Source organism: Streptomyces sp. FXJ1.172 (assembly GCF_001636945.3).
Classification (GTDB): domain Bacteria; phylum Actinomycetota; class Actinomycetes; order Streptomycetales; family Streptomycetaceae; genus Streptomyces.
In genome coordinates this window covers 8,701,752-8,726,985 of the sequence record NZ_CP119133.2, presented here as the reverse complement: position 1 = coordinate 8,726,985, position 25,234 = coordinate 8,701,752, and the positions used below count along the sequence as shown (strand labels likewise).

Annotated in this window: 3 protein-coding genes and 3 pseudogenes; all 6 read left to right on the top strand. The window is 71.3% G+C overall.

The features are described from left to right. Nucleotides 1–73: 73 nt before the first annotated feature. Nucleotides 74–3,400 (top strand): annotated as a pseudogene (locus A6P39_RS39370) (type I polyketide synthase); the annotation flags it as partial. 54 nt (nt 3,401–3,454) lie between these two features. Next, the gene (locus tag A6P39_RS39365; RefSeq protein ID WP_443053082.1) at nt 3,455–8,398 is read left to right on the top strand and encodes a type I polyketide synthase; all 4,944 of its coding nucleotides are present in this window, start codon (nt 3,455–3,457) and stop codon (nt 8,396–8,398) included. Nucleotides 8,399–8,442: 44 nt separating this feature from the next. Further along, nucleotides 8,443–12,036: pseudogene (locus tag A6P39_RS39360) on the top strand (type I polyketide synthase); the annotation flags it as partial. Further along, nucleotides 12,031–14,083, top strand: a pseudogene (locus A6P39_RS45655) (SDR family NAD(P)-dependent oxidoreductase); the annotation flags it as partial. The pseudogenes A6P39_RS39360 and A6P39_RS45655, both read left to right, overlap by 6 nt. Nucleotides 14,084–14,155: 72 nt before the next feature. Beyond that, entirely contained in the window at nt 14,156–19,468 is a 5,313-nt protein-coding gene (locus A6P39_RS39350; RefSeq protein ID WP_443053081.1) for a type I polyketide synthase, read from the top strand. Between the two features lie 33 nt (nt 19,469–19,501). Beyond that, nucleotides 19,502–25,222 (top strand): SDR family NAD(P)-dependent oxidoreductase, encoded by a 5,721-nt coding sequence (locus A6P39_RS39345; protein ID WP_443053030.1) that lies wholly within the window; start codon nt 19,502–19,504, stop codon nt 25,220–25,222. The last annotated feature ends 12 nt before the right edge of the window (nt 25,223–25,234 follow it).

Here is a 25,234-nt window from a genome sequence, read left to right as displayed (position 1 = left end):
CTGCCCTGACCGTCCTGATCAGCACGCCACGGCATGTACGGAGGTGTCACGGATGCCGAGCACGGAAGAGAAGCTCCTCGCATACCTGAAGCGGGTCACCGCCGACCTGAAGCAGGCGCAGCGGCGCCTGCGGGAAGCCGAGGCCTCGGACACGGAGCCGATCGCGATCGTCGGCATGGCCTGCCGTTACCCGGGAGAGGTGCACTCCGCCGACGACCTGTGGCGGCTGCTGGCCGAGGGCGGGGACGCCATCTCGAAGTTCCCCGACGACCGCGGCTGGAACACCGAGGAACTCTACGACCCCGACCCCGACAGCCCCGGCCGGAACTACGTCCGGGAGGGCGGTTTCCTGTATGACGCGACGGAGTTCGACGCCGACTTCTTCGGCATCTCGCCGCGCGAGGCCCTCGCCATGGACCCGCAGCAGCGCATCATGCTGGAGGTCGCCTGGGAGACGTTCGAGCACGCGGGGCTGAAGCCCGAGTCGTTCGCCGGCAGCCGCACCGGTGTGTTCGCCGGGATCAGCAACGTCGACTACACCTGGGGCCACGCCCGCGTTCCCGAAGCCGTCGAGGGCTACTTCGGCACCGGCAACTTCGCGAGCGTGCTCTCAGGCCGCCTCGCCTACACGTTCGGCCTGGAAGGCCCCGCGCTCACGGTCGACACGGCCTGCTCGTCGTCGCTCGTGGCCCTGCACCTGGCGGCCCATGCCCTGCGCCGGGGCGAGTGCGAGGCGGCGCTGGTCGGCGGGGTCACGGTGATGTCCAACCCGTCCGGCTTCGTGGAGTTCAGCCGCCAGCGGGGGCTCGCTCCGGATGGCCGCTGCAAGGCGTTCGCCGCGTCCGCCGACGGCTTCGGCCCGGCCGAGGGCGCGGGCATGCTCCTGGTCGAGCGGCTGGCCGACGCCGTCCGCAGCGGACACCAGGTCCTGGCCGTCGTACGCGGATCGGCCGTCAACCAGGACGGCGCCAGCAACGGGCTCGCCGCGCCGAACGGACCGTCACAGGAGCGGGTGATCCGGCAGGCGCTCCAGAACGCCCGTCTGTCGCCCGAACAGGTCGACGCGGTCGAGGCCCATGGCACGGGTACGACGCTGGGCGACCCGATCGAGGCCCAGGCACTCCTCGCCACCTACGGCCAGGGGCGTCCCGCGGAGCAGCCGCTGTGGCTGGGCTCGGTGAAGTCGAACATCGGTCACACCTCGGCCGCCGCGGGGGTGGCCGGGATCATCAAGATGGTCATGGCCCTACGGCACGGGGTCCTGCCCCGCAGCCTCCACATCGACGAACCGACCCCACAGGTCGACTGGTCCACCGGAGCCGTCTCCCTCCTCACCGAACCCATCGACTGGCCCGACACCGACCGCCCCCGCCGAGCCGGCGTCTCCGCCTTCGGCATCAGCGGCACCAACGCCCACATCATCCTCGAACAAGCCCCCACCCAGGAGACCCCCAACACCCACACACCACTCCCCGCCACCCCCTGGCTCCTCTCCGCCAAAGCCCCGGCCGCCCTACGCGCCCAAGCCCGACGCCTTCACACCCACATCACGCACAACCCCCACCTCGACCCCACCGACATCGCCCACGCCCTCGCCACCACCCGCACCACCCACGAACACCGCACCGCCGTCGTAGCCGACGACCGGGCCGCTTTCCTGCACGGGCTGAGCGCACTCGCGGACGAGGCCGTATCACCGCACGCCATCGAGGCGGGCCGGGCAGTGCCGGGGAAGACGGTGTTCGTGTTTCCGGGTCAGGGCTCGCAGTGGGCCGGCATGGGCCGCGAACTCCTCGACACCTCACCCGTGTTCGCAGCCCGCATCACCGAATGCGAGACCGCTCTCGCGCCCCACGTCGACTGGTCCCTCACGGACGTGTTGCGCGGCAACGACAACGCCCCCGGCCTCGACCGCGTCGACGTCGTCCAACCCGCACTCTTCGCCGTCATGATCTCCCTCGCCGCCCTCTGGCAGCACCACGGCATCCAACCCGACGCCGTCATCGGCCACTCCCAAGGCGAAATCGCCGCCGCCCACATCGCCGGAGCCCTCACCCTCGACGACGCCGCACGCATCGTCGCCCTCCGCTCCCAAGCACTCCTGCCGCTCGCCGGCAAAGGCGGCATGACCTCCCTCGCCACCACCCACGACCAAGCCCTGGACCTCATACAACCCTGGGGCCAAGACCTCTCCATCGCCTCCGTCAACGGACCCCACTCCACCGTCGTCTCCGGCACCCCCCAAGCCCTCGACCAACTCCACACCACCTGCGAACAACACGGCATCCGCGCCCGCCGCATCCCCGTCGACTACGCCTCCCACTCCCCCCAAGTCGAAACCATCCACACCCAAGTCCTCACCGCCGCCCACGACATCAACCCCCAACCCACCACCATCCCCCTCTACTCCACCGTCACCACCCAACCCATCGACGGCACCACACTCAACGCCCACTACTGGTACACCAACCTCCGCCACACCGTCCGCTTCGAAGAGGCCGCCCGACAGTTGCTCGCCGAAGGCCACGGCCATTTCATCGAGGCGACGGCGCACCCGGTCCTCGCCCTCGCCGTCGAGGAAGTCATCGAGGCGGCCGGAGCCGAAGCCCGTGTCACCGGCACGCTCCGCCGCGACCACGGCGGTCTCCTCCAGCTCCACACCGCGCTCGCCACCGCATGGAGCCAGGGGGTCGATGTCAACTGGACTTCACTGCTTGCCGGTTCTGGTGTGATGCCCGTGGATCTGCCCACGTATCCGTTCCAGCGCCGCCGGTACTGGCTGGAGCCGGGTGCCGCCCCGGTGAGCGCCGCCGCGGGGACGGTGGCGGTGGAGGAGATGGAGAGCGGGGAAGCGGCCACCGCACTCGCGCGTGCCCTGGCGGGTGCGACCGAGGCGGGCCGTGAGACGATTCTGATCGAGCTGGTGCAGTCGCGCGTGGCCGCGGTGCTGGGGCACGAGGCGCCCGAATCGGTCGACACGGAGCGCGCGTTCAAGGAGCTGGGCTTCGACTCGCTCACCGCGATGCAGTTGCGCAACCGGCTCAACGCAGCCACGGGGCTGCGGCTGCCGACCACGCTCGTCTTCAGCCATCCCAGTCCCAAAGCGCTGGCCCAGTACCTTGCGGGCGTCCTGCGGCCCGACGAGGACGCCGCCGCCGCGCGCCCGCCGGTGCTCCGCGACATCGATCTGCTCGAGGACAGCCTGTGGGCGCAGTCGTTCGACGAGGCGACGCGCGAGCTGGTCGCCCGGCGGCTGGACGCGCTGCAACGGCGCTTGAGCGGTGGGGCCTCCGACGGCGCCGACGCGGGAGTCGGGGGCGAGGTCGATGCCGTCGCCCTGGACACCGCCTCGGACGACGAACTCTTCCAGATCCTCGACGAACAGCTGGGCAGTGCCTGATCCGCTCCGCGGTGATCCCTTCTCGACATACAGGAGTTCTCCGGGATGGCAGACGTGGTGAACAACGAAGACAGGCTGCGGGACTACCTGAAGCGGGCCACCGCCGACCTGAGCAGGGTCCGTCGGCAGCTCCAGGAGACGGAGGCCGCGAGCCGCGAGCCGGTCGCGATCATCGGCATGGCCTGTCGGCTGCCCGGTGGTGTGGACTCGCCCGAGGGCCTGTGGGATCTCGTGGACTCCGGCACCGATGCCATCGCAGGGTTCCCGCTGGACCGCGGTTGGGACGTCGAGGGCATGTACGACCCGGACGCGGAGGCTCCCGGCAAGACCTACGTCAAGGAGGCCGGATTCCTTTACGACGCCGGCGAGTTCGACGCCGGGTTCTTCGGGATCTCGCCGCGCGAGGCCGTGTCGATGGATCCGCAGCAGCGGTTGATGCTGGAGGCTTCGTGGGAGGCGTTCGAGCGGGCGGGCCTCGATCCGGCGCGGCGCCGCGGTACGGACACCGGTGTGTTCGTCGGCGCGACGGCCACGGGCTACGTCTCGCCCGCCGCCGAAGTGCCGGAGGGCGCCGAGGGGTTCGCCATCACTGGCAACATGACCGCGGTGACCTCGGGCCGCATCTCGTACACGCTGGGGTTGCAGGGTCCCGCGGTCACGATCGACACGGCGTGCTCGTCCTCGCTCGTGGCGCTGCACCTGGCCTGTCAGGCGCTGCGGCAGGGCGAGTGCACGATGGCGCTGGCAGGCGGTGTCACCGTGATGCCCACGCCCACGGCGTTCACGGAGTTCAGCCGTCAGCGCGGGCTGGCCGCCGACGGTCGCTGCAAGTCCTTCGCCGCGGCCGCCGACGGCACCAACTGGGCGGAGGGTGTCGCGGTGCTCGTCGTGGAGCGCCTGTCGGACGCCCGGAGCAACGGACACCGGGTCCTGGCCGTCGTACGCGGGTCCGCGATCAATCAGGACGGTGCCAGCAATGGGCTGTCCGCACCCAACGACCTCGCCCAGGAACGGGTGATCCGCCTGGCGCTCGACAACGCCGGCCTCTCCACGAGCGACGTCGACGCGGTCGAGGCCCATGGCACGGGTACGACGCTGGGCGACCCGATCGAGGCCCAGGCACTCCTCGCCACCTACGGCCAGGGGCGTCCCGCGGAACGCCCGCTGCACGTGGGGTCTCTCAAGTCCAACATCGGTCATGCCGGTCCGGCAGCGGGGGTGGCCGGGATCATCAAGATGGTCATGGCCCTACGGCACGGGGTCCTGCCCCGCAGCCTCCACATCGACGAACCGACCCCACAGGTCGACTGGTCCACCGGAGCCGTCTCCCTCCTCACCGAACCCATCGACTGGCCCGACACCGACCGCCCCCGCCGAGCCGGCGTCTCCGCCTTCGGCATCAGCGGCACCAACGCCCACATCATCCTCGAACAAGCCCCCACCCAGGACACCCCCAACACCAACACCCACACACCACTCCCCGCCACCCCCTGGCTCCTCTCCGCCAAAACCCCGGCCGCCCTACGCGCCCAAGCCCGACGCCTTCACACCCACATCACGCACAACCCCCACCTCGACCCCACCGACATCGCCCACGCCCTCGCCACCACCCGCACGACCCACGAACACCGCACCGCCGTCATCACCGATGATCAAGAGGCCCGCGTCGCCGCCCTGGCCGCTCTGGCCGAGGGCTCGCCCGATCCCCGCGTCGTGAACGGCACAGCGCTGCCCATGGGGCGGACCGTGTTCGTGTTTCCGGGGCAGGGCTCGCAGTGGGCCGGCATGGGCCGCGAACTCCTCGACACCTCACCCGTGTTCGCAGCCCGCATCACCGAATGCGAGACCGCTCTCGCACCCCACGTCGACTGGTCCCTCACCGACGTACTGCGCGGCAACGACAACGCCCCCGGCCTCGATCGCGTCGACGTCGTCCAACCCGCACTCTTCGCCGTCATGATCTCCCTCGCCGCCCTCTGGCAGCACCACGGCATCCAACCCGACGCCGTCATCGGCCACTCCCAAGGCGAAATCGCCGCCGCCCACATCGCCGGAGCCCTCACCCTCGACGACGCCGCACGCATCGTCGCCCTCCGCTCCCAAGCACTCCTGCCGCTCGCCGGCAAAGGCGGCATGACCTCCCTCGCCCTCACCCACGACCACGCACTGGACCTCATACAACCCTGGGGCCAAGACCTCTCCATCGCCTCCGTCAACGGACCCCACTCCACCGTCGTCTCCGGCACCCCCCAAGCCCTCGACCAACTCCACACCACCTGCGAACAACACGGCATCCGCGCCCGCCGCATCCCCGTCGACTACGCCTCCCACTCCCCCCAAGTCGAAACCATCCACACCCAAGTCCTCACCGCCGCCCACGACATCAACCCCCAACCCACCACCATCCCCCTCTACTCCACCGTCACCACCCAACCCATCGACGGCACCACACTCAACGCCCACTACTGGTACACCAACCTCCGCCACACCGTCCGCTTCGAAGAGACGATTCGTGTTCTTCTCGGCGACGGCCACCGCCACTTCATCGAAACCACCGCCCACCCCGTCCTCACCCTGGCCCTCGAAGAAACGGTGCAGGACTCCGGCCTGGACACCACGATCACCAGCACGCTCCGCCGCGACCACGGCGGCCTCACCCAGCTCCACACCGCACTCGCCACCGCATGGACTCGGGGTCTGCCGGTGAACTGGTCCACCGTTCTCGGGAGTGAGCGGACTCCGCCCCTCGACCTGCCGACGTACCCGTTCCAGCGCGAGCGGTACTGGCTGGAGCCGAGCGCGGCGGCGGCCCCCTCCATGGGGGGAAGTCCGGCCGACGCACGGTTCTGGGAGGCGGTGGAGAGCGAGGATCTCGAGGCTCTCGCGGCGGCCGTCGGAGCGGGCAGTGCCATCGATGCGTGGGGCGAGGTGTTGCCCACCCTGGCAGGCTGGCGGCGTAAGCAGCGCGAGCAGTCGGCGCTCGACGACCTGCGCTACAAGGTGACGTGGAAGCCCACGACCGTCTCCGAGAACGCGTCCCTGACCGGCACGTGGCTGCTGGTCGTTCCCGAGCCGCTCGCGGACGGCGACTGGTCCGCGGCGATCGCCCGGGCCCTCGGGCAGCGCGGCGGCCGTGTCGTGGTGTTGGCCGTGGACACCGCGGACCGCTTCGACCGGTCGCGCCTCGGACGGCGCGTGCAAGAGGTGCTGGGCGAGGAGCAGTTGCCGGACGCCGTGCTGTCCCTGCTCGCCCTTGATTCGTCTCCGCACCCTGAACTTCCCTCCGTGCCGGGCGCTTTGGCAGGCACAGCGGTACTCGTCCAGACGCTGCTCGACCTCGGTCTGGAGGCGCCCGTGTGGTGCGCGACCAGCGGGGCGGTTTCGGCGGGCGGCTCCGACAGGCCCGGTACGCCGGGGCAGGCGGCCGTCTGGGGCTTCGGTCGGGTGGCGGGGCTTGAGCACCCGCACCTGTGGGCGGGGCTCGTGGACCTGCCCGAGAGCGCGGACGACCGGACGGCGGCACGCCTGGCAGGCGTCCTGGCCGGTCCCGAGGGCGAGGACCAGCTGGCGCTCAGGCCATCGGGGGTCTTCGTACGACGGCTCGTGCGCGCTTCCTCGGCACAAGCGCCGGTGGTCCGGGAGTGGAAGCCCGAAGGCACGGTCCTGGTCACCGGCGGCACCGGTGGGCTCGGCCGGCAGGTCGCACGCTGGCTGGCGCGGGGCGGGGCCGGGCACCTGCTGCTGGTGAGCCGCCGGGGTGCCGACGCACCGGGGGCCGAGGAACTGGTCGCCGATCTGAGCGCCCAGGGCGCGCGGGTCACGGTCGCCGCGTGCGATGTGGCCGACAAAGAGGCCGTACGGCAGCTGCTGCGCGAACGGGTGCCGTCCGATGCGCCGTTGACGGCGGTGGTGCACACCGCCGCCGTCCTGGACGACGGGGTCATCGACTCGTTGTCGCCCGAGCGCATGGAGCAGGTGCTCCGGGTGAAGGTGGGCGGCGCCGTGCACCTGTATGAACTCACCCGGGACACGGACCTGTCCGCGTTCGTGCTGTTCTCGTCGTTCGGTTCGACGTTCGGTCTGCCCGGCCTCGGCAACTACGCCCCGGGCAACGCCATGCTGGAGGCGCTGGCGGAGCAGTGGCGGGCCGAGGGCCGGCCTGCCACTGCTGTCGGCTGGGGCACCTGGTCCGGCGGCGGCATGGCCGAGGGCGGGGTCGGGGAGCGCGGCCGTACACACGGAATCCATGAGATGGACCCGGCGGTCGCGACCGCGGCCCTTCAACAGGCCCTGGAACGGGACGAGTCGAGTCCGGTGATCATCGACATCCACTGGGAGCGGTTCGCGGTGGCGTTCCACGCCAAGCGGCCCACGCACGGCTTCGAGTTGATAGCGGAGGCCCGTACGGCCCTCGAGGCGGCTGGCGGTTCGGGGTCACAGGACGGCGAGAGCGATCCCTCCGGGCTGCTGAGCCGGCTGGCCGCTCTTCCGGGCCCGGAGCGTGACCGGACGCTGCTGGAGATCGTGCGCAAGAACGCCGCCTCCGTGATGAGCCACGGCGCGCTGAAGGCCGCGACGCTGGAGGCCGTCGAGCCCACGCGGGCCTTCCGCGACCTGGGCTTCGACTCCCTCATGGCGGTGGAGCTGCGCAACCGGATCGGTTCGGCCACCGGCCTGCGTCTGCCTGCGGCGCTGGTCTTCGACCATCCCACGCCCGAGGCACTGGTGAGCCACCTGCGAGCGGAGCTGGGCCTCGATGACGCTCAGGCACCCGACCCCGTGTTCGGTGAACTCGACAACCTGGAGCGGGCATTGTCGTCGTACGCGCCGGACACCGACACCCACGTCAAGATCGCCAAGCGTCTGGAGTCCCTCCTGTGGGAGTGGACCCGTACCAAGGACGGTCCGTCGGATGCGGCCGACGACGACACGGACCTCGAGGCGGTCTCCAACGACGAGATGTTCCAGCTCATCGACAGGGAGCTGGGAACGGCCTGACCGCCGGCCGGCCCTGCCCACCCCCCAGCGCGACCCGACTGCACGTGCCTCACGGAGGTTCTGCAATGCCGAACGACGAGAAGAAGCTGCGCGACTATCTGAACCGGGTCACGGCCGACCTGCGCCAGACGCGCGGCCGCCTGAAGGCCGTCGAGGCCAGGGACTGGGAGCCCATCGCCATCGTCGGCATGGGCTGCCGGTTCCCCGGTGACGTCAACTCCCCCGACGATCTGTGGGAGTTGGTCGCCGCCGGGCGGGACGCGATCTCGTCGTTCCCGCAGGACCGCGGCTGGGACCTGGACACCTTGTATGACACCGGCCCGGGCCGGTCCGGCACGTCGTACACCCGTAACGGCGGCTTCATCAGCGCGGCCGGGGACTTCGACGCCGCGCTCTTCGGCATCTCGCCGCGCGAGGCCCTCGCCATGGACCCGCAGCAGCGGCTGCTGCTGGAGAGCTGCTGGGAGGTCCTGGAACGCTCGGGCATCGACCCCACCTCCCTGGCAGGCACACGCACCGGCGTCTTCGTCGGTGTCTCGCCGTCCGGCTACGGCAGCGGCGCCCAGGACGTGCCGGAGGGCGCCGAGGGTTACACCATGACGGGTGTGGCGCCCGCGGTCGCGTCCGGCCGCATCTCGTACGCCTTCGGTCTGGAGGGACCGGCCGTCACCGTCGACACCGCCTGCTCGTCCTCCCTGGTCGCGCTCCACCTCGCCTGTCGTGCGCTGCGGCAGGAGGAGTGCTCTGTCGCGTTGGCCGGTGGCGTCGCGGTCCTCGCCCTGCCCACGCTCTTCCAGGAGTTCAGCCGGCAGCGCGGGCTCGCGGCGGACGGCCGCTGCAAGTCCTTCGCCGCGGCGGCCGACGGCACCGGCTTCTCGGAGGGCGTCGGCATGCTGCTGCTGGAGCGCCTGTCGGACGCGCGCCGCAACGGACACGAGGTCCTGGCCGTCGTCCGCGGCTCCGCCATCAACCAGGACGGTGCCAGCAACGGCCTCACCGCGCCGAGCGGCCCCGCTCAGCAGCAGGTCATCCTCCAGGCCCTCGCCGGCGCCCGGCTGTCGGGCGCGGACGTGGACGCCGTCGAGGCGCACGGCACCGGCACGACCCTCGGCGACCCGATCGAGGCCCAGGCGCTCCTCGCCACCTACGGCCAGGAGCGGGAACAGGACCGGCCGCTGTGGCTGGGCTCGGTGAAGTCCAACATCGGCCACACCCAGGCCGCCGCCGGCATGGCCGGGATCATCAAGACGGTCATGGCGATACGGCATGGCGTACTGCCCCGCACCCTGCACGTGGACGAACCCACACCGCACGTCGACTGGCAGGCCGGCCATGTCTCCCTCCTCACCGAGCAGAGGCGGTGGCCCGAGACGGGCCGCCCGCGCCGCGCCGGTGTCTCCTCCTTCGGCGTGAGCGGCACCAACGCCCACGTCATCCTCGAACAGGCCGACCAGCCCCTGCCGGAGCCCGCTCCCGCCGACCGCCCCTCGATCCCCTGGGTGCTGTCGGGCAAGTCGGAGACGGCCCTGCGCGGACAGGCGGAGCGGATCGCCGCATTCGTACGCACGCGTCCGGACCTCGACGCGACGGCTGTGGGTACGGCACTGCTGACCTCCCGCGCCGCTCTCGACCAGCGTGCGGTCCTGCTCGGCGACGACCGCGACAGTCTGGTGCGGGCCCTGGACGCACTCAGCGCCGGCCGGCCACATCCCGGCGTCGTGACCGGGAGTGTGCGGTCTGGGCGGGTGGCGTTCATGTTCACCGGGCAGGGATCCCAACGGCCCGGCATGGGACGGGAGCTGTACGACACCGAGCCCGTCTTCGCCGCCGCACTGGACGAGACCTTCCACGCCCTGGACCCACACCTGCCACGCCCCCTGCGCAACATACTCTTCGGCGACGACGCAGAACTGCTGCAGCAGACACAGTACGCACAACCCGCCCTCTTCGCCCTCGAAACCGCCCTGTACCAGCTCGTCACCCACACCTACGGCCTGCGACCCGACTACCTCCTCGGCCACTCCATCGGCGAACTCACCGCCGCCCACGCAGCCGGCGTCATGACCCTGCCCGACGCAGCCCGCCTGGTCACCGCCCGCGGACGACTCATGCAAACCGCCCCCACCGGCGGAACCATGATCGCCATCCAGGCCACCGAAACCGAAATCACCGAACACCTCACAGCAGGCGTGGCCATCGCCGCCCTCAACTCACCCGACACCACCGTCATCTCAGGCGACACACAAAAAGCTGAAACCATCGCCGACCACTTCCGTGACCTCGGCCGCAAAACCAGCCACCTCAACGTCTCCCACGCCTTCCACTCCCCCCACATGGAACCCGTCCTCGACGAATTCCGGCACATCGCCGCCACCATCGACTACCAACCCGCCCACACCCCCGTCATCTCCAACACCACCGGACACACCGCCGACCACCTCACCTCCCCCGACTACTGGACCCACCACATCCGCAAACCCGTCCGCTTCACCGACAGCCTCCACCACCTCACCCAACACGGCGTCACCACACTCCTCGAACTCGGCCCCGACACCACCCTCACCACCCTCGCCCGCACCACCCTGGAACATACGCAGGCCACCGCCGTCCTCCGTAAGAACACGCCCGAGCCGACTGCCCTCCGTGCGGCCCTCGCCGAGCTGTGGGTGCAGGGCACCGACGTCACCTGGCCCGGGACCACCGGCCGCCCGATCGGCCTCCCCACGTACGCCTTCGACCACCAGCGCTACTGGATCACCGCCCGTGGCGGGACCGGCGACGTCGCCTCCGTCGGGCTGGAGGCCACCCACCACCCCCTGCTGGGTGCCGCCGTCAGTCTTGCGGGCGAGGACGGGGCGTTGTTGACGGGACGTATCTCCAGTGACGGGGTTCCGTGGCTGGCGGACCACGCCGTGGCGGGGACCGTCATCCTGCCCGGCACGGCGTTCGTGGAGCTGGCGCTGCGCGCAGGGGACGAGGTCGACTGCGGCCGGCTGGAGGAACTCACCCTCGAGATGCCGCTCGTGCTGCCACACGGCGGTGCGGTGGATCTGCAGATCGGCGTCGGGGCTGCCGACGGCGAAGGCCGCCGTACCCTCTCTGTGCACGCGCGTCCGGCAGGCCGCGAGTCCGCCGCCTGGACGCGGCACGCGAGCGGCGTCCTGGCGACGGCGAGCGGCGCCCACGAGTCCGGGCCGGTCTCCTGGCCGCCGGACGGTGCCGAGCCCGTCGACGTGGCGGACTTCTACGCGGACGCCGCGGCCACCGGCTACGGCTACGGGCCCGCGTTCCAGGGCCTCAGGGCCGCATGGCGAGTCGGTGACGAGATCTGTGCCGAGGTCGCGCTGGCCGAGCAGGTCCGTGATGAGGCGGGCCGGTACGGCCTGCACCCGGCGCTCCTGGATTCCGCCCTGCACGCGGCGGGCTTCGGTGACTTCTACGGCGAGGGTGAACGGCTGCGCATGCCGTTCGCGTGGAACGGCGTCGAACTGCACGCCGTCGGCGCGTCCGCTCTGCGCGTGCGCGTCGCCCGGAGCCCGCTCTCCTCTGGTCAGGACGTCACGTTGACGCTCACGGTCGCCGATACTTCCGGGCGTACGGTGCTCGCCGCCGACGCGATCGTCACCCGGCCCGTGTCGGCGGACCGTCTTCCCGACGCTCCCGGCTCGCCCGCCGCGGGCGACTCGCTGTACCGGCTGGAGTGGCAGCCGGTGGATGTCCGCACCGAGCCGCTCCCGCGGTCGTACGCGGTGCTCGGCGAGCCCTCTGCCCGCCTGGTCTCGGCGCTTCGGGACGCCGACGCCACGGTCCAGCCCTTCGCCGGCCTCGCCGCTCTGAACGCGGCGGTGGAGGCTGGTACCGCGCTGCCGGACGCTGTGCTGTACGTCCTTCCCGAGGTCTCCGCGGCCGACAGGGCCGAGGCGGCTCACGAGCTGGCCCGTAACGCGCTCGCCACGGCACAGGCCTGGCTGGCGCGGGACCAGGCTGACGACGTGTCCCCTCTGGTGGTGCTCACCCGTGGCGCGGTCGCGGCCCGCAGCTCGGACGCCGTGCCCGGTCTGGAACAGTCGGTCGTGTGGGGGCTGTTGCGGTCGGCGCAGAGCGAGAGCCCCGGCCGGTTCGTCCTTGTCGACACCGACGCCGACGCCTCCTACGCGCTCCTCGCGCCCGCGCTCGCTTCGGCCGAGAGCCAACTGGTTCTGCGTGAAGGCGAGATACTCGTACCGCGCCTGCTGCCCGCTGATCCGGCCAGCGCCGTCTCGGTGCCGGGCGGCACGCTCGCATGGCGTCTCGACACTCGAGGCACCGGGACGCTGGACGACCTGACCGCCGTGCCTCATCCCGAGGTGCTGGAGCCGGCCGGTCCGGGTCAGGTCCGTGTCTCCGTCCGCGCCGCCGGACTCAACTTCCGTGATGTCCTGCTCGCGCTGGGCATGTACCCCGGCTCGGGAGTCATGGGCAGCGAAGGGGCGGGGATCGTCAGCGAAGTCGGACCGGGCACCGCGGACTTCAAGGTCGGCGATCGCGTCATGGGGATGCTTCCGGCGTCTCTCGCCACCACTTCCGTGGTCGATCAGCGGGTTCTCGCGCGCATTCCCGACGGGTGGTCGTTCGAGCAGGCCGCCGCCGTGCCCGTCGCCTTCCTGACGGCGTACTACGGGTTGCGTGACCTGGCCGGTCTGCGGGCCGGGGAGTCCGTGCTCGTCCATGCCGCGGCCGGCGGTGTCGGCATGGCCGCCGTGCAACTCGCCCGTCTGTGGGGCGCCGAGGTCTACGGCACCGCCGCCCCCGCCAAATGGGACACCCTGCGCGGCCTCGGCCTGGACGACGACCACATCGCTTCCTCCCGCACCCTCGACTTCCGCGAGCAGTTCGGCGAGGTCGACGTCGTCCTCAACTCCCTCACCGGCGAATACATCGACGCCTCCCTCGAACTCCTGGCGGCAGACGGCCGGTTCATCGAGATGGGCAAGACCGACATCCGCGAGCTGCCCGGAGTCTCGTACCAGGCGTTCGACCTCCCGGAAGCCGGACCCGAACGCCTCGGGCAGATCCTCCGCGAGATCGTCCAACTCCTCGAGGAGGGGGCACTCGAGCATCTGCCGCTCGACGTACGGGACATCCGGCGTGCCCCGGAGACCTTCCGGCACATGAGCCAGGCCCGCCACACCGGCAAGATCGTCCTGCGCATACCCCAGCCCCTCAACCCCGACGGCACCGTCCTCATCACCGGCGGCACCGGCACCCTCGGCGCCCTCACCGCACACCACCTCGCCACCCACGGCACCCGCCACCTGCTCCTCACCAGCCGCCAGGGCCCACACGCCCCGGGCGCCACCGACCTCGTCGACAAACTGAGGAACCTCGGAGCACAGGTCACCATCGCCACCTGCGACACCGCCGACCGCACCGCCCTGACCCACCTCCTCGACCAGATCCCCACCGACCACCCCCTCACCGCCGTCATCCACTGCGCTTACCCTCGACGACGGCACCGTCCCGGCGCTGACGCCCGACCGTTTCGAGGGTGTCCTGCGCCCCAAGGTGGACGCGGCCCTCCACCTCCACGACCTCACCCGCCACCTCGACCTGTCCGCCTTCGTGCTCTACTCCTCCGCCGCCGGCGTCCTCGGCGGCCCCGGCCAGGGCAACTACGCCGCCGCGAACACCTTCCTCGACGCCCTCGCCCAGCACCGCCACGCCCACCAGCTCCCCGCCACCAGCCTCGCCTGGGGACAGTGGGAGTCGGCCAGCGGGATGACCGGCGGTCTCGCGGACACCGACCTGGCGCGGATGAGCCGTACCGGCCTGGTGCCCATGCCCAGCGAGCAGGGGCTCGCGCTCTTCGACACCGCGCGAACCATGGACGAACCGCTGCTGGTCCCCATGGCCCTGGACACGGGCACGCTGCGCCGCCACGCCGGCGGTTCCGGCGTACTTCCCGCGCTGCTGCGGCAGTTGGTGGGCGGAGTGTCCCGGCGTACGGCCGAATCCGCCGTCCAGGGAGAGCGCTCGGAGCTGGCCCTGAAGCTGGCGGGCCGCTCCACCGCAGAGCAGACCGCCCTCCTCCTCGACCTCGTCCGCACCAACATCGCCACCGTCCTCGGCCACACCACCCCCGACACCATCAACCCCGACCAACCCTTCAAAGACCTCGGCTTCGACTCCCTCACCAGCGTCGAACTCCGCAACCGACTCACCACCGCCACCGGACTCAAACTCCCCGCCACCCTCACCTTCGACCACCCCACCCCCAACGCCCTCACCCACCACCTCCACCAACAAACCACCGGCACACACAACAGCACGACCACCACAACACCCACAACCACCACCACAACCGACGAACCCATCGCCATCATCGGCATGGCCTGCCGCTTCCCCGGCGGAGTCGGCTCGCCCGAGGACCTGTGGCGCGTGGTCGCGGACGGCCTCGACGTCGTCTCCGGCTTCCCGGCCGACCGGGGCTGGGATCTGGCCCGCCTCTACGATCCGGATCCCGGCCGGGCCGGTACGTCGTACACGAGCCAGGGCGGATTCCTTTACGACGCCGGGCAGTTCGACCCGTTGCTGTTCGGCATCTCGCCGCGTGAGGCCCTCGCCATGGACCCCCAGCAGCGGCTGCTCCTGGAGACCTCCTGGGAGGTCTTCGAGCGCGCCGGGATCGACCCCGCCGCCCTGCGGGGCGGTGACACGGGCGTCTTCGTGGGTGCCTCCGCCTCCGGTTACGGCAGTGGCGCCCGGGACCTCCCGGAGGGAGCCGAGGGATATGCGATGACCGGAGCCGCCACCAGCGTCATCTCCGGGCGCGTCGCCTACACCTACGGTCTGGAGGGGCCGGCGGTGACGGTCGACACCGCCTGCTCCTCCTCCCTCGTCGCCCTGCACCTGGCCGGTCAGGCCCTGCGCAACGGCGAGTGCTCGTTGGCGCTGGCCTGCGGGGTGACCGTGATGGCGACGCCACAGGTGTTCATGGAGTTCAGCAGGCAGCGGGGGCTCGCGCCGGACGGCCGCTGCAAGGCGTTCGCGGCCTCGGCCGACGGCACCGGATTCTCCGAAGGAGCCGGTGTACTGCTCGTGGAGCGCCTCTCCGACGCCCGCCGCAACGGGCACCGGGTCCTCGCCGTCGTACGCGGCTCCGCCGTCAACCAGGACGGCGCCAGCAACGGCCTCACCGCGCCCAACGGGCCCTCCCAGCAGCGGGTGATCCGGCAGGCGCTCGCCAATGCCCGCCTCGAGCCTGCCGAGGTCGACGCGGTCGAGGCCCACGGCACGGGCACGACGCTCGGCGACCCCATCGAGGCCCAGGCGCTCCTCGCCACCTACGGTCAGGAACGGGAGCAGGACCGACCCCTGTGGCTGGGGTCGGTCAAGTCCAACATCGGGCACACGCAGTGTGCCGCCGGCGTGGCGGGCGTCATCAAGATGGTCGTGGCGATGCGGAACGGCGTCCTGCCTCCCACCCTCCACGTCGACGAACCCAGCCCGCACGTCGACTGGTCCAGCGGATCAATGGCACTGCTCACCGAGGCGCGGTCCTGGCCGGAGAGCGAACGTCCGCGCCGGGCCGGCGTCTCCTCCTTCGGCATCAGCGGCACCAACGCCCACGTCATCCTGGAGGCCGCCCCCGACGCGGAGCCCGTCGAGCACACGGAGCGGCCGTCGCAGGTGCCCTGGACACTCTCCGCCAAGACTCCCCAGGCACTGCGCGCCCAGGCACTGCGCCTGCGCTCCTTCGCCGAGTCTCATGCCGATCTGGTGCCAGCGGACGTGGGTTCGGCCCTCATCCGCGGGCGTTCGGTACTGGAGCACCGGGCCGTGCTGCTCGGTGGTGAGCGGGAGCAGTTGCTGGAGGGGCTGGACCTGCTGGCGAGCGGGGCGGACAGCGCCCAGGTCGTCTGCGGGAGTGTGCGGTCTGGGCGGGTGGCGTTCATGTTCACCGGACAGGGATCCCAACGACCCGGCATGGGACGGGAGCTGTACGACACCGAACCCGTCTTCGCCGCCGCACTGGACGAGACCTTCCACGCCCTGGACCCACACCTGCCACGCCCCCTGCGCAACATACTCTTCGGCGACGACGCAGAACTGCTGCAGCAGACGCAATACGCACAACCCGCCCTCTTCGCCCTCGAAACCGCCCTGTACCGACTCGTCACCCACACCTACGGCCTGCGACCCGACTACCTCCTCGGCCACTCCATCGGCGAACTCACCGCCGCCCACGCAGCCGGCGTCATGACCCTGCCCGACGCAGCCCGCCTGGTCACCGCCCGCGGACGACTCATGCAAACCGCCCCCACCGGCGGAACCATGATCGCCATCCAGGCCACCGAAACCGAAATCACCGAACACCTCACAGCAGGCGTGGCCATCGCCGCCCTCAACTCACCCGACACCACCGTCATCTCAGGCGACACACAAAAAGCTGAAACCATCGCCGACCACTTCCGTGACCTCGGCCGCAAAACCAGCCACCTCAACGTCTCCCACGCCTTCCACTCCCCCCACATGGAACCCATCCTCGACGAATTCCGGCACATCGCCGCCACCATCGACTACCAACCCGCCCACACCCCCGTCATCTCCAACACCACCGGACACACCGCCGACCACCTCACCTCCCCCGACTACTGGACCCACCACATCCGCAAACCCGTCCGCTTCACCGACAGCCTCCACCACCTCACCCAACACGGCGTAACCTGCCTCCTCGAACTCGGCCCCGACACCACCCTCACCACCCTCGCCCGCACCACGCTCCCGGACACCCTGACCGTCTCCGCCCTCCGCAAGAACACCCCCGAACCGGACGCTCTCCGCGCGGCCCTGGCCGAGCTGTGGGTCCACGGCGCTCAGGTCACCTGGCCCTCCGCTGCCGACCACCCCCTCGACCTCCCCACGTACGCCTTCGACCACGAGCACTACTGGCTCGAATCGCGGACCACGCACTCCGTCGCCCCCGTCGAGGACGTGCCGGAGAGCCGGTTCTGGGCGGCGGTCGAGCGGGAGGATCTGGACGCTCTGGCGGTCACGCTGGAGTGGAACGGGAGCAGGGGCGAAGAGGTGGACCGGTGGGGCGCGGTGCTCCCGGGGCTCTCCGCCTGGCGCAGGAAGCAGCGCGAACGTTCCGCGGTGGATGCCCTGCGCTATGCCGTCTCCTGGTTCCCGGTCCCGATCCGGGCGGGGGCCGCGGCGGGACCGGAGCTGGGCACGTGGATCGCGGTGGTCGACGAGGCTCGGGGAGAAGACGACTGGACACGCTCGCTCCTGGACGGCCTGTCCGGTCAGGGGGCCGAAGTCATCGTCGTGAGCGTTGATCCGCAGACCCCCGACGCCAGTGAGCCGGCGGCCCGCATCACGGCGATCGCCGGCGACCACTCGGGCGCCCGCGGCGTGCTCTCGTTCCTCCCCGCTCAGGGCAACCTCGTTCTGCTCCATGCTCTGGGCGATATCGGCGCGGACGTCTCGTTGTGGTGTCTGACGCGCGGTGCCGTCTGCGTCCCGGCCTCCCCCGATGGCGTCATCAGTCCTTCACAGTCCGGGAACTGGGGTCTGGGGCGGGTGGCGGCTCTCGAACATCCGGACCTGTGGGGTGGCTTGATCGACCTTCCGAGCGCGACGGAAGCCGTGACCTCGCCGCCCTCGCAGACCTCGCCCATGTCGACGGTGCCGACGGTGTCGACGGCCTCGGTGGACGAGCACATCGTCCGCTCGCTGGCGGCCGTCCTGGCCGAGCCCGGCGGTGAGGACCAGCTGGCGATCCGCGCCTCGGGGGTCTTCGCCCGGCGTCTGGTGCGCGCTCCGCTGCCCGACGGCACACCGACGCGCGTATGGAGCGCACAGGGCACCGCCGTGATCACCGGGGCCTCAGGTCCCCTGGCCGACCAGGTCGGCGCCTGGCTGGTGCGTGAGGGCGCGGAACGGGTCGTCGACGCGACGACCGATGCCCAACACAGCGGCCCGACGACGGAGTTGCCGCCCGAAGTGGTCGAGGAGATCGGATCGGCGGACACGCCCGTACGGACCGTCGTGCACATCGCCGCCCGAGGGGAAGTCCTCGCGCTGCGCGAGCTGACGCCTGACGGCCTGACCGAAGCGCTCGGCCTCGCGGGCGAAGCGCACATGTTCGCGTCGCTTCCCGTGGGCGACGACACCACCTTCGTCTTCTTCTCGTCGTTCGCCGGCGCGGTCGGCGCCGCCGGGCTCGCGGCCGAGGCGATGGCGGACGTCCGTCTCGACGCCCATGCGCACAACCTGCGCGCCGCGGGCAGGGCAGCCGTCCACGTTCCCTGGGATGCCGGAACGGCCGAACCGGACGCGGACGCATGGGAGTTGCCCTTCCTCGCGCTCCGGCACGCTCTCGATCTCGGGGAGCACCGGCTCGCGGTCGCCGATGTCGACTGGCGGCGCTTCGCCCGGGTCTTCACGGCGCCCCGGCCCAGCCGGCTGTTCGACGAGATTCCGGAGGCGGCGGAGGCCGTCGTACGGCCCGGAGCCGATCAGCCGGCCGAGAACGCCGCCGCGTCCGCCGCGCTGCGGGAGAGGATCGCCGCGTTGCCCAAGGCCGAGGGCGATCGGGTGCTGTCGGATCTCGTGCGCACGCACGCGGCCGCGGTGCTGGGGCTCGGCTCGGCCGAGGCGGTCGGCGGTGCCCGCGCCTTCAAGGAGCTGGGGTTCGACTCCCTGACGGCGGTCGAGTTCCGCAACCGGATGACCTCGGCGACGGGCCTTCCACTGCCGGCCACCTTGGTCTTCGACCATCCGACGCCGGTCTCGGTCGTCGAACTCCTGCGTACGGAGATGGCGTTGGGCGAGGCGGACGCCGTGGCCGTCCTCCAGAGCGATCTCGACCGCGTCGAGGCGGGCCTGTTCGCCCTGGACGCCGCCGACGAGGACCACCGGGTCATCGCCGACCGGCTGCAGGATCTGCTCTCCCGGTGGAACGACTCCCGCCGGCCGGCCGACGGGGATGGTCCGGCCGGGGGCGAGTCCGTCGCCGAGAAGCTCAGGTCGGCGTCGGACGACGACCTCTTCGACTTCATCCGCGAGGAGTTCGGCCGCCCATGAGGGTCCAAGTGTCTGTGCCCGCCCGTCTTTCACGTGTCCAAGGGGGTTGCCATGCCGAATGAACAGTCCGCCGCGAACGAAAGCCTCGTGTCGCACGAGACCTCCGCGCCGCGCAACGGCGCGCTCTCGAACGAGGAACGGCTCCGCGACTATCTCAAGTGGGTCACCACGGATCTGCACGACACGCGCCGGCGGCTGCGGGAGACCCAGGAGGCGCAGAGCGAGCCGATCGCGATCGTCGGCATGGCCTGCCGGTTCCCGGGTGGGGCCGACTCCCCGGAGGAGTTCTGGGAGTTGGTCTCCGAGGGTCGTGACGCGATATCGGGGATGCCGACGGATCGCGGCTGGGACCTGGACGCCCTGTACGACACGGATCCCGGCCGTGCCGGTACGTCCTACGCGCGCGAGGGCGGCTTCCTGCACGACGTCGGTGACTTCGACGCCGGCCTGTTCGGCATCTCGCCGCGGGAAGCGCTCGCCATGGACCCGCAGCAGCGGCTGGTCCTGGAGGCGTCGTGGGAGGTGCTGGAGCGGGCCCGGATCAACCCCCAGTCCCTGCGCGGCAGCCGTACCGGCGTCTTCGTCGGCCACGTGGCCTCCGGCTACGGCGCACAGGTGACCGACGCCCCCGAGGGCGTGGAGGGGTATCTGGGCACCGGCACCTCTGCCAGCGTCGCCTCGGGCCGGGTCTCGTACATCCTGGGTCTGGAAGGGCCGGCGGTCACGGTCGACACCGCCTGCTCCTCCTCGCTGGTCGCCCTGCACTGGGCCGAGCAGGCGCTGCGGGCCCGTGAGTGCTCGCTCGCGATCGTCGCCGGGGTGACGGTGCTGCCGTCGCCGTTGGCGTTCATCGAGTTCAGCCGTCAGCGTGGGCTGGCCGCCGACGGCCGCTGCAAGCCCTTCTCGGCTGCGGCGGACGGCTTCGGCTTCGCGGAGGGCGTGGGTGCCCTGCTCGTGGAGCGCCTCTCGGACGCGCGCCGCAACGGCCGGGAGATCCTCGCGGTGATCCGCGGCTCGGCCGTCAACCAGGACGGCGCCAGCAACGGTCTGACCGCTCCCAACGGCCCCTCCCAGCAGCGCGTCATCCGGCAGGCGCTCACCAACGCCCGCCTCACACCCGGTGACATCGACATGGTCGAGGCGCACGGCACGGGCACCGCGCTCGGTGATCCGATCGAGGCGCAGGCCCTGTTGGCAACGTACGGGCAGGACCGTCCTGCGGAACGCCCGCTCCGTCTCGGCTCGGTGAAGTCGAACATCGGCCACACGCAGGCCGCCGCCGGCATGGCCGGCCTCATCAAGACCGTCCTCGCGATGCGGCACGGCGTCCTGCCCCGCACCCTGCACCTGGACGAGCCCACGCCCCATGTCGACTGGGCGTCGGGCAGCATCTCCCTCCTCACCGAACCGGCTGCCTGGCCCGCGTCGGACCGCCCGCGCCGCGCCGGCGTCTCCTCCTTCGGCATGAGCGGCACCAACGCCCATGTGATCCTCGAGGAGGCACCGCGTCCCGAGGAGGACGAGGCCAGGGGCCAGGCCACGGACGAGACCGCCGTAGCGCCGCACGTCGAGAATGGATCGGCGCCGGTCCCGTGGGTGCTGTCCGGCAAGAGCCCCGAGGCGCTACGGGCCCAGGCGGCACGGCTCCGTTCGCGGCTCTCGTCCGCTCCCGACGCCGACCTCGCCGGCATCGGCCGCGCCCTCGCCACCACACGCGCTGCCCTGGAACACCGTGGTGTGATCCTGGCCGAGGATCTCGCCGGTGCCGTAAAGGGCCTGGAGGCGCTGGCATCCGGGGACGCCACCCCGCAAGTCGTGTCCGGCTCGGCCCATCAGGGGCCGGGGGCGGTGTTCGTGTTTCCGGGGCAGGGCTCGCAGTGGATCGGCATGGGCCGCGAACTCCTCGACACCGCACCGGTGTTCGCAGCCCGCATCGCCCAATGCGAGACCGCTCTCGCGCCCCACGTCGACTGGTCCCTGACGGACGTGTTGCGCGGCACCGACGACGCCCCAGGCCTCGACCGCGTCGACGTCGTCCAACCCGCACTCTTCGCCGTCATGATCTCCCTCGCCGCCCTCTGGCAGCACCACGGCATCCAACCCGACGCCGTCATCGGCCACTCCCAAGGCGAAATCGCCGCCGCCCACATCGCCGGAGCCCTCACCCTCGAGGACGCCGCACGCATCGTCGCCCTCCGCTCCCAAGCACTCCTGCCGCTCGCCGGCAAAGGCGGCATGACCTCCCTCGCCACCACCCACGACCACGCACTGGACCTCATACAACCCTGGGGCCAAGACCTCTCCATCGCCTCCGTCAACGGACCCCACTCCACCGTCGTCTCCGGCACCCCCCAAGCCCTCGACCAACTCCACACCACCTGCGAACAACACGGCATCCGCGCCCGCCGCATCCCCGTCGACTACGCCTCCCACTCCCCCCAAGTCGAAACCATCCACACCCAAGTCCTCACCGCCGCCCACGACATCAACCCCCAACCCACCACCATCCCCCTCTACTCCACCGTCACCACCCAACCCATCGACGGCACCACACTCAACGCCGACTACTGGTACACCAACCTCCGCCACACCGTCCGCTTCGAAGAGACGATTCGTGTTCTTCTCGGCGACGGCCACCGCCACTTCATCGAAACCACCGCCCACCCCGTCCTCACCCTGGCCCTCGAAGAAACGGTGCAGGACTCCGGCCTGGACACCACGATCACCAGCACGCTCCGCCGCGACCACGGCGGCCTCACCCAGCTCCACACCGCACTCGCCACCGCATGGACTCGAGGTCTGCCGGTCGACTGGGCGTCGCTGCCCGCGCTGCGATCCGCGCGGGCAGCGGCCCTGCCGACGTACGCGTTCCAGCGGGAGCGCTACTGGCTGGAGCAGGGTCAGGGCGGTCCCGTCGATGTCGCGGCGGCGGGGCTGTCGGCACCGGGACATCCGCTGCTCGGGGCCGTGGTTCGTCCGGCCGGACGGGATGAACTCGTGCTCACCGGGCGGCTTTCGCTGCGTACGCACCCGTGGCTGGCGGACCATGTGGCGCTGGGTACCGTGCTGCTTCCGGGGGCGGCGTTCGTGGAGCTGGCGTTGCGGGCCGGAGACGAGGTCGGCTGCGAGTGCCTGGAGGAGCTGACCCTCGAAGCGCCGCTGGTCCTGCCGGAACGGGCAGCGCTGCGGACCCAGGTGGTGATCGGCGAGGCCGATGGGACCGGGCGCCGGGCGCTGCACGTGTACTCGCGGCCCGAGGGCGACACGGAGGATGCTGATGCGTGGACACGGCACGCGAGCGGCGTGCTGGCGAAGCAGGCCGACGCGACACCGTTCGACCTGACGGTGTGGCCTCCCGCCGGTGCCGAGCCGGTGGACCTGGACGGCTTCTACGAGGGTCTGGCCGAGGTCGGACACGGCTATGGGCCGGTGTTCCGTGGTCTGCGGGCGGCCTGGCGCCATGGGCAGGACGTCTACGCCGAGGTGGCCCTGCCGGACGAGGCGCGGGAGGAGGCGGGGCGGTTCGGGGTGCATCCGGCGCTGCTCGACGCCTCGCTGCATGCGATCGGTGTGGGGGACTTCTTCGCCGACACCGAGCGGGTACGGCTGCCGTTCGCGTGGAGTGATGTCTCGCTGCGTGCCGTGGGCGCCCGGACGCTGCGGGTGTGGCTGTCGCAGGCCGACACGGACGCGGTGGCCCTGCGGCTCGCGGATGCCATGGGGCGGCCGGTCGCTTCCGTGGGCTCGATGGTGTCGCGTCCCGTCTCGCCCGGGCAGTTGCCTCGTACGCAGCAGTCCGAGCGGGACCTCTTCCGCTCGGTGTGGGAGCCGATTCGCAGCACCGGCGCCGGTGCGGATCCGGCCGGGGGCTGGGTCGTGCTCGGGCGGGAGGCCGAAGCACTGGTGTCGGCGGTGCTGGCGACCGGCCTGCGTGCGGCGGCCCATGCCGATGTCGCGAGCCTGGCCCAGGCGCTGGACTCGGGCGACGACGTGCCGGACGTGGTGCTGCTGGCCTGCTCCCCGGCGTCCGGCGGCGATGTCGCTGCGGACGCCCGCGCGGCCACCTCCGTGGTGCTGTCGGAGGTGCAGGCGTGGCTGGCCGATCCGCGGCTGGAGTCGACTCCGCTGGTCGTGATCACGCGGGGCGCGGTCGCCACGGACGCCGACACGGATGTCGCTGATCTGGTGCAGGCCCCGGCGTGGGGGCTGTTGCGTTCGGCGCAATCCGAGAATCCCGGGCGATTCGTCGTGCTGGACGTGGACGACCGGCGGTCCTCCGTGACCGCGCTGCCGGGTGCGGTCGCTGCCGCCCTGTCGGTGAGCGAGCCGCAGCTCGCCGTGCGCGACGGGGCCGTGCTCGTGCCGCGGCTCGCCCGGGTCGCCGTACCGGCCGAGGCCGCCGTCCCCGTCTGGGACCCGTCCGGCACCGTCCTCATCACCGGCGGCACCGGCACGCTGGGGGCTCTCTTCGCCCGGCACCTGGTGACCCGGTACGGCGTGCGGTATCTGCTGCTGACCAGCCGGCGCGGCGCGGACGCTCCCGGCGCGGCCGAACTCATCGCCGAATTGGGAGAGTTGGGCGCCGATGCCGTGGTGGTGGCCTGCGATGTGGCGGACCGGGACGCGCTGGCCGGCGTGCTGGACGGCATCGAGGCCGCGCACCCGCTGCGGGCGGTCGTGCACACGGCTGGTGTGCTCGACGACGGTGTGATCGGCGCGATGACTCCGGAGCGCGTCGACTGGGTCATGCGGCCGAAGACGGATGCCGCCGTGAACCTGCACGAGCTGACCCGGGATCATGACCTGACGGCGTTCGTCCTCTTCTCCTCGATCGCCGGCCTGTTCGGCAATCCCGGCCAGGCCAACTACGCGGCGGCGAACGTGTTCACCGACGCGCTGGCCCGCCACCGGCACGCGCAGGGCCTGCCGGCCCTCTCGCTGGCATGGGGTCTGTGGGCCGACGCGACCGGTATGACCGGGCATCTGGACGAGGGCGAGCGACGCCGGATGTCCCGCAGCGGAGTGGTGCCGATCTCCGCCGAGCAGGGGCTCGCCCTGTTCGACACCGCCTGCACGCTGGACGAGGCCTGCATCGCACCCGTCCAGCTCGACCCGTCGGCCCTGCGGGGCCTGGCCGAGGCCGGGGTGCTGCCCGGCGTACTGCGCGGCCTGGTCCGTACGTCCGCCCGACGGGCCGCGGACCAGGGTGGCGACGAGGGCGGGGCGGTGCTCGTACGGCGGCTCGCCGCACTGCCCGAAGCCGACCGGAACCGGGAACTCCTGGAGCTGGTACGGACGCAGGCGGCCAACGTCCTCGGGCACGCCTCGTCCGCCTCCATCGCCCCCGACCACGCCTTCAACGAGCTGGGATTCGACTCCCTCACCGCGGTCGAGCTGCGCAATCTGCTCAATGCCGCCACCGGGCTGCGGCTGCCGCCCAGCCTCGTCTTCGACTATCCGACCCCGGCTCGCCTCGCCGAGCACCTGCGCACCGGGCTGGAACCCCAGATCGGCGCGGTCCCGCACGTCGACCCGCAGGAGACCGCCGTACGCGAGGCGCTCATGTCCCTGTCCCTTGAGCGGCTGCGCGAGGCCGGTCTGGTCGACGTCCTGCTCCGGCTCGCCGAAGCCGGTGACACCACGGACGGCAGCGGGGGCGAGGCCGGGAGCGAGCAGGCGTCGATCGCCACGATGGGCCTCGACGATCTCGTACAGCTCGCGCTGGACACCCCCGAGACGGAGTTCCGGAAATGACCACATCGCCCG